The organism is Polynucleobacter sp. 39-46-10 (assembly GCF_002282275.1).
Window position 1 is genome coordinate 1 of the sequence record NZ_NCJB01000119.1, and the last position, 6,939, is coordinate 6,939.

Genomic DNA, 6,939 nt, shown 5'->3' on the forward strand with positions numbered 1-6,939 from the left:
AGCTCAATCTACCCACCATCCTACCCACCAGTTAAACCAAGATTGTAGTGAATCGGGATGGGCTAGATAGGAGTAGGGTTGCTCTTAAGCCTATATAAATAAAGGGATTGATGGGTATTTGTGGATTTGCCAGGAGGGTCTAGATTTAGATCTCGTCTCCGCCAGGGTTTATATAAATAAAGGGGCTCCTAAGCCCCTTTATTTATTTCTGGTCTGATTACCATTGAATCCAAATGCTATTTTCTAAAACTGTCTTCTGCAAAAGCAGCAATATTGATTAATTTTTGATCGTCTAATACATCACCGATGAGCTGCACCCCAAGAGGCAAGCCATTTTGAGATTTAGTAAAAGGTATGGCAATAGCGGGGGTGCCTATCAAACTCCACAAAGAGCAGAAAATAGGATTTCCCGTAAATTCCAAGCCTTTAGGTGCCTCTCCGGTAGCAGCTGGCGCCAAAATTGCATCAAAATGAGTAAAGACTTCCCTGATAGATTTCCTGAGGCGTTGCTGTAGATTTTTTGCCTTAATGTAATCAGGGGCGCTATAAGCATTTCCCTTCTGAACTAATTCCTTAATGTCAGCGCTAATTAGTTCTGGGTGTTGTGCAAGATGTTGCTCGTGCACTACAGCGGCTTCACACGACATGAGTACCGCTAATGCTTCAATGCCATCCCAGTAATAGGCAGGGAGTTCAAGTACTTCTGTGGTGGCACCAGACTTCTCGAGCGATATACAGGCTGCCATCATTGCGGCGCTTTGCTCATCACTTAATAAATCATCAAATGGGGTCTTCAGTACTGCGATATGTGGTGTACGTTGGTGAAGTATCTCGCCGATCGGCTTAATTACTAATTCATCAATCACAAGATCATCCTCCTCTGTGACGCTGGTATTTTTGAGAAGATTAAATGCAAATGCTGCATCAGCGACAGATCTTGTAAAAAAGCCAACATGGTCTAAGGAGCTTGAGACTGGGTGTACCCCAAGGCGCGGTACTGTGCCAAAGCTAGCCTTATAGCCGACCACGCCACAGTAAGTGGCCGGTCTAATGATAGAGCCGGCAGTTTGGGACCCCAGCCCCAATGGTGCAATACCGCTGGCTACTGCTGCAGCAGAGCCGCTAGAGGACCCACCAGGGGTATGGGCAAGATTCCAGGGGTTACTCGTTTTTCCTGGTGTGCGCCAAGCAAACTCGGTTGTGACAGTTTTTCCTAAGATGACGCCACCGAGTTTACGCACTTGAGCAACGATCTGGGCATCTTTGGCGGGAATGTGGTTTTTATAAATAGGTGATCCATAGCTGGTAACAAAGTCTTTGGTATCGATCAGGTCTTTTACAACCACTGGGATTCCCATGAGAGGGCCTGGATGAACCTCTTGGATCAGTTTTTCTAAGGGCGCTCTCACTGTAAAAGCATTAATAGTGGGCTCCAGCTCATCCGCACGCGCCACACACTCCTTAAGGTAGTCATTTGCGGATAGCTGCTTACTTGCGATCAAGTTGCAAGCTTCTATTAGTCCTAATGCTGGTTTCATGGGGATGTCTCGTTCAGTCAATTGTCATTGATTGCCACTGTATCACTAGCGACCCAACTCTGTTTCTTCGGCCTCATTTTTCAGAAAGAGCATCCAAGATTCAATATTTAAATAAACTTCACAACTTCACAACTTCTGTAGTATAGTATTGATAAAGGAGGTGAAATGAGAAGAGCGATACCAAAAACACATCAGGCTTTAGATTGGATAGGGAAGGGGATGACTGCAGCTCAAGCCGCTAGGAAGATGGAGATTTCAGAATCCAGCGTCTACGCCGCCTTAAGAAAAACAAAAGCAAAAGATTTGGGTTGTTGTCCAACGTGCGGTCACAAATTAAGGAAATAGGATGAAAAAAACTCTATTAGCTGTTGTTTCAATTTCTATAGCTGCATTTGCATATGCAAATACTTCATCTGACTCTTCTGAATTGCTTAGTCAGCAATGCAAAATTTCCGCTGAAGCAGTTTCCACATTGAAAGATTTGCGCTATGGAAATACCTCAATCCGTAAGGATGTATCTAGCCTCATTAATTCAAATCTGAAGGTTCAAGAGAATAAGGATGCAGCCAAAATCACCTTAAACCGAATGGTGGATGATCAAGCGAGTTCAGCATCTGCTTTGGAAGCAAAGTATTGCTCTTAATGTTTTCCGAATGGCTTACTGTAATTACCGCTAAGGGTATTGGATGATCCATTCATTTGAGTGTCCGGAGTGTGGCAACCCCAGAGGGATGCTAGGAGAATGTCGTCAATGTGGAAGCGAAGATCTTCCTATTCCGCATAGCGATACGATGGTAATGAATTTAAAGTTCGACAGTCCAAGCGCAGAAGAGGCCTTGGATCGATTAACTATTGGACTTCGCCGAGCTTCTGAGGTGGGTATTAAAGCAATGATCTTGATACATGGATATGGAGCCAGTGGGGAGGGTGGCAAGATCAAGTGGGCTGTTCATAATGCCCTGGATAATAACTATTTCTCGGATCGGGTGGACGAATACCATTTTGGTGAGCAAACTGCGTTTGGCAGCGAGGCCTACCACTCGCTTTTGAGAAGAAGGCCGGGATTAAAGGCTTATCTCAAGCACTTCAAAGAAGGTAATGCCGGAATGACAGTGTTATTACTGTAATCCCTACGTGGAGTTGCTTAGAATAGATCCATCATTTATTTATTTGCCATCAGCTAGGAGTAGTAATGACAGCTAAAAAATCAAGCACTACACATGAAGAAGCTCAAATCAGTTCAGAGCATTTGATTGGTGACTTCAAAGCACTCATGGCTGATGCTGAGGAGTTGATTATGGCAACCGCTAGCCATGAAGATGGTCCCTTGAGTGCAATTCGTTCAAAAGCCTTGGATACCCTTAATAATGCCAAAGAAAGTCTTTCTTCTGTCGAGGGTACGGTAACTGAAAAGGCTAAGGTCGTGGCGGAGCGTGCCGATGAGTTTGTCCATCGAAATCCATGGGAGGCAGTCGGTGTTGCCGCTGGTCTCGGTCTTTTAATTGGACTCTTTATGCGTCGTCGCTAGGTCCTCATGTCACAAGAAAATCTTTTATCCTCTCTTAAGCATCTCGTCTCCACTGGGGCATCTATTGCCCAAACCCGTTTAGAGTTAATTTCTACAGACGTACAGATTGCGCGGGCTAAGTTCCTGAGTCTGCTAGTGATGATCATCTTTGTCTTATTTTTCTTATTCTTTGGCTTGGTGATGCTAGCCTTTCTTATTGTGATTTATAGCTGGGAGGCGGATCGCATCCTTGCACTAAGTTTGCTTACTGCTGGATTTTTGGCTACAGGTTGCATTTTGGCCCTGGTAGTTTTACGCTCCCTTAAAACAATGCCTAAGTTGTTCGAAGCAACTATTGCGGAGTTGGCTAAGGATCGTCAGGAACTTACGAAGCGATGAGTCAAAAATTGTCGGAGCTGGAAGCTAGGCAAAAAGTGCTCCAAGAGCGAGCTGCACAAGAGCGTGCAGATTTTGCCCAATATTTTGAGCCTATTGAAAAGCCACTATCTTGGGCTGATAAGGGTATAGATGCTTTTCATTTTCTGAAGAGTAGCCCAGTGCTTTGGACCAGTGCATTTGCCGTTCTGGCTCACTATCGACCTAAGCTAGCTAGCAAAGTGCTGGCTGTTGGTTGGGGCGCTATGAAATTGCTCAAGAGCGCTAAGAGTCTGATTTAAAGTTTTTAGGCAATCAATACGGTCTTATTTGAAATACCATTTTTTATCAGAATTTCACCGCCTTTGAGGCCATCAATCTCTAAAAAAGTCAGGGCGCCAGCTACTTCAAACCCCGCCTTGTTGAGTAACTTACTAGCGGCAATAATGGTGCCACCAGTTGCTAAAACATCATCCACAATTAATACTCGAGAACCTGCAGGTAAGGTTGACTGTTGAAGCTCCAAGGAGTCTGATCCATATTCAAGTCCGTAGGACTCCCGATGACTTGCTAATGGCAGTTTATTGGGCTTTCTAGCCAGTGCAAATCCTTTATGGGCATGGTGGGCTAGGGCGGAGCCAAAAATAAAGCCGCGAGACTCAATGCCCAGAATATGGCTATAGTCAAACTGCTTGGCTAGGGCCTCTAATTGCAGTACAGCCTCTTTAAATGCAGCGGGATTTGCAAGTAGGGGTGAAATATCCCGAAAGAGAATCCCCGGTTTTGGGAAGTCAGGGACTCCGGGTAGATAATCTAGTAAATTCATTTTTGGCTGATATGAAAACACAATTGCTCATTATTACCGCATTAGAGTCCGAACTCAATCAAGCTGCCTTGCCGCCGGGAGTGGGTATTGTGTATTCAGGGGTTGGCAAGATTAATGCTACTGCAGCTACCCTGCAAGCTATACATCAATTTGAGCCAAAACAGATTATTAACTTTGGTACTGTTGGGAAAATTAATCCATCTCTTGCTGGTTTGCTCGAGATAGGGAAGGTGATACAACGTGACATGATGACTGTGCCATTAGCGCCCAGGGGTCAAACCCCTTTTTGCCCAAAACCAGTTGAGTATCTCTCGTTGAATGGTGATCATGTCTGCGGTACGGGCGATAGTTTTGTGACGGCCCATGACCCTTGGTTGAAAGAGCAGGGTGTAGATGTTGTTGATATGGAACTATTTGCAATTGCTAGCATTGCCTATCAATTTAATATCCCGTGGCAATCCTTTAAGTATGTGACTGATGATGCTAATTCAGACTCCGGAAATGAGTGGAAGCATCGGGTCAATCATGGCCAAGAGCTGTATGTAAGCAAGCTCCAAGATCTATTAAGCGCATAGAGCATTCGGATAAACCCAAGAATTTCTGATGAACCCAAAGTTTCCTTGGCTCAAAAATTATCTCGAGGGAGTTCCTCATGAGATTGATGTGGCTGGACACGCATCGATTGTTGATTTCTTAGAGGAATCGTTTGCTTGCTACCCCGATCGAATTGCAATAGAGTCGATGGGTCACAAAATCAGCTACCGTCAGCTGGATATTCTGTCAAAAGATTTTGCTGCCTATTTGCAGACCTTAAGTCTAGAACCAGGATCGCGAATCGGCATTATGTTTCCTAATGTCCCGCAATACTTGATTGCGATGTTGGGTACCCTGCGTGCTGGATTTGTGGTGGTCAATATTAATCCGCTCTATACGGCCAGAGAGTTGGAGCATCAATTACAAGATAGTGGTGCAGCCATCTTGGTAATGCTAGAAAACTTTGCCCATGTGTATCAAGAGATTGCCAATCAAGGGCTTGTTAAGAGGGTGATTGTGAGTAGCCTCGGTGAAACCTTAGGCCCCAAAGGTGTCATCATTAATTTAATTGCTCGGCATGTTAAGAAGCTCATTCCGAATTGGAATTTTACTTGCGTTAAGTTTAATCAGGCCCTTAAGATAGGCGCCGGTCATGGTTTTACCAGGCCACATCTAAGGCAAGACAGTATTGCATTTTTGCAATACACCGGTGGCACTACGGGAGTTTCTAAAGGGGCTGTTTTGTTACACCGAAATATCCTAGCCAATATCATTCAGATCGAGTCTTGGCTTGAGCCTGCCTTGAAAGATCGACACCAGCAGCTTGTTTTTTTATGCGCGCTACCAATGACTCATATTTTTGCTTTGACTGCCTGCGGTCTGCTTGGCATGCGCAAGGGTGCCAAATTATTGCTAGTGGCAAACCCTCGTGATATCACTGGCTTTATTAAGTTGCTGATGAAGCACCCAGACATTAATATTTTTCCAGGTGTTAATACCTTATTTCATGCGCTGATTCACCGCCCTGAATTTAGCAAAGTGAAATTGCCCAACCTCTTAGTCACTATTGGCGGCGGTATGGCAGTTCTAAGAAAGACTGCCGAACTCTGGCAAAAAATAATGGGGGTACCGATTGCTCAGGGTTATGGTCTATCGGAAACTTCACCAGTGGTGTGCGTCAATACGCCTTTCGTGAAAGAATTTACTGGCTCGATTGGTATGCCAGTGCCAAGCACAGATGTATTGATATTGGATGACGATGGAAAGGAAGTTCCTTTTGGCACGCCTGGAGAGATCTGTATTAAAGGTCCACAAGTGATGGCAGGTTACTGGAATAGGCCCGAAGAGACGGTGCAATTTATCACCCCTGAGGGTTATTTCAAGTCTGGCGATATTGGCATCATGAGCCCAGAGGGTTATGTGCAAATTGTAGATCGCAAGAAAGACATGATCGTTGTTGCTGGCTTTAAGGTATTTCCGAATGAAGTTGAAGGGGTGATTTCATTAATGCCAGGCGTAAGAGAATGCGCAGTCATTGGATTTCCACACCGCAAGCTTGGTGAGATTGTGAAGGCCTATATTGTGAAAGATAAACCTGAACTCACTGAGGCCCAAGTCATTCAGTATTGCAAAGAGCAAATGACGAGTTATAAACGTCCTAGAAAAATTGCTTTTATTGATGAAATGCCAAAGTCTAATGTTGGCAAGATCCTTCGTCGCCACTTGCGAGACTTATAAAACTACAAACCGCCACCAAAGCGGTATTGCCAAGAAATACCATATAGGTCGTAACTATTATTTGTCCTGGAGTATGCGCCAGTGCTCGCTGATAGCCGGATAGAGTTATGTTTATTTACTGGGTAGGACATCGTGCTACCAAAGCGCCAGTTTTCTTGGTTTCCATTAATCGGATTTCCGTTTAGATAGGATTGCCCACCAGTGAAGTAGGTTGCATCTACAGAGATCCAAGCCGTATTCTGAAGGTAATAGATCGCGTGAGTCTGAGTTGAGTAGACTGGGTTTTGAGAGAGTGAGTTCCCACCCATAAAGTCAGTATAGCTGGTGTAAAAAATACCGGCACCAGCTAACTCTAATCTCCATGGGCCAAGTGCCTTCGATACCCCAAGACCTGGCTGGATAAACCAGCGATTGGCACCGAC

The 6,939-nt window shown here is 44.7% G+C and carries 9 protein-coding genes and 1 pseudogene; 7 read left to right on the plus strand and 3 right to left on the minus strand.

Annotated elements, in window-relative coordinates; all coding sequences use genetic code 11:
- Positions 1-236: 236 nt before the first annotated feature.
- A complete protein-coding gene (locus B7X71_RS10115; RefSeq protein ID WP_293600674.1) occupies positions 237-1,538 on the minus strand; it encodes an amidase in 1,302 nt (433 codons plus the stop codon).
- Positions 1,539-1,884: 346 nt separating this feature from the next.
- On the opposite strand from B7X71_RS10115, the gene B7X71_RS10120 reads away from it, so the two are divergent.
- The 5 genes from B7X71_RS10120 to B7X71_RS10140 all read left to right on the plus strand — a co-directional run bounded on the left by B7X71_RS10120 (position 1,885) and on the right by B7X71_RS10140 (position 3,722).
- Positions 1,885-2,181 (plus strand): hypothetical protein, encoded by a 297-nt coding sequence (locus B7X71_RS10120; protein WP_215303537.1) that lies wholly within the window; start codon positions 1,885-1,887, stop codon positions 2,179-2,181.
- Positions 2,182-2,224: 43 nt separating this feature from the next.
- Complete coding sequence (locus B7X71_RS10125) at positions 2,225-2,665, plus strand: Smr/MutS family protein (protein ID WP_293599055.1); 441 nt, start codon at positions 2,225-2,227, stop codon at positions 2,663-2,665.
- Positions 2,666-2,730: 65 nt separating this feature from the next.
- Entirely contained in the window at positions 2,731-3,066 is a 336-nt protein-coding gene (locus B7X71_RS10130; protein ID WP_215303541.1) for a DUF883 family protein, read from the plus strand.
- A gap of 6 nt (positions 3,067-3,072) precedes the next feature.
- Positions 3,073-3,444 (plus strand): phage holin family protein, encoded by a 372-nt coding sequence (locus B7X71_RS10135; RefSeq protein ID WP_293599054.1) that lies wholly within the window; start codon positions 3,073-3,075, stop codon positions 3,442-3,444.
- Complete coding sequence (locus B7X71_RS10140) at positions 3,441-3,722, plus strand: YqjK-like family protein (protein WP_293600676.1); 282 nt, start codon at positions 3,441-3,443, stop codon at positions 3,720-3,722. Before B7X71_RS10135 ends, B7X71_RS10140 begins: the two co-directional genes overlap by 4 nt.
- A gap of 5 nt (positions 3,723-3,727) precedes the next feature.
- Here B7X71_RS10140 and B7X71_RS10145 read toward each other — a convergent pair whose 3' ends face one another.
- Entirely contained in the window at positions 3,728-4,246 is a 519-nt protein-coding gene (locus B7X71_RS10145) for an adenine phosphoribosyltransferase (protein ID WP_215303546.1), read from the minus strand.
- 11 nt (positions 4,247-4,257) lie between these two features.
- Here B7X71_RS10145 and B7X71_RS10150 point away from each other — a divergent pair, with 11 nt between their 5' ends.
- Positions 4,258-4,821: a 5'-methylthioadenosine nucleosidase gene (locus B7X71_RS10150; RefSeq protein ID WP_293599868.1), complete on the plus strand. Its 564-nt coding sequence runs from the start codon at positions 4,258-4,260 to the stop codon at positions 4,819-4,821.
- 28 nt (positions 4,822-4,849) lie between these two features.
- Entirely contained in the window at positions 4,850-6,517 is a 1,668-nt protein-coding gene (locus tag B7X71_RS10155; protein ID WP_293600679.1) for an AMP-binding protein, read from the plus strand.
- Positions 6,518-6,519: 2 nt separating this feature from the next.
- Here the strand turns inward: B7X71_RS10155 and B7X71_RS10160 are convergent.
- A pseudogene (locus B7X71_RS10160) lies at positions 6,520-6,939 on the minus strand (transporter); the annotation flags it as partial.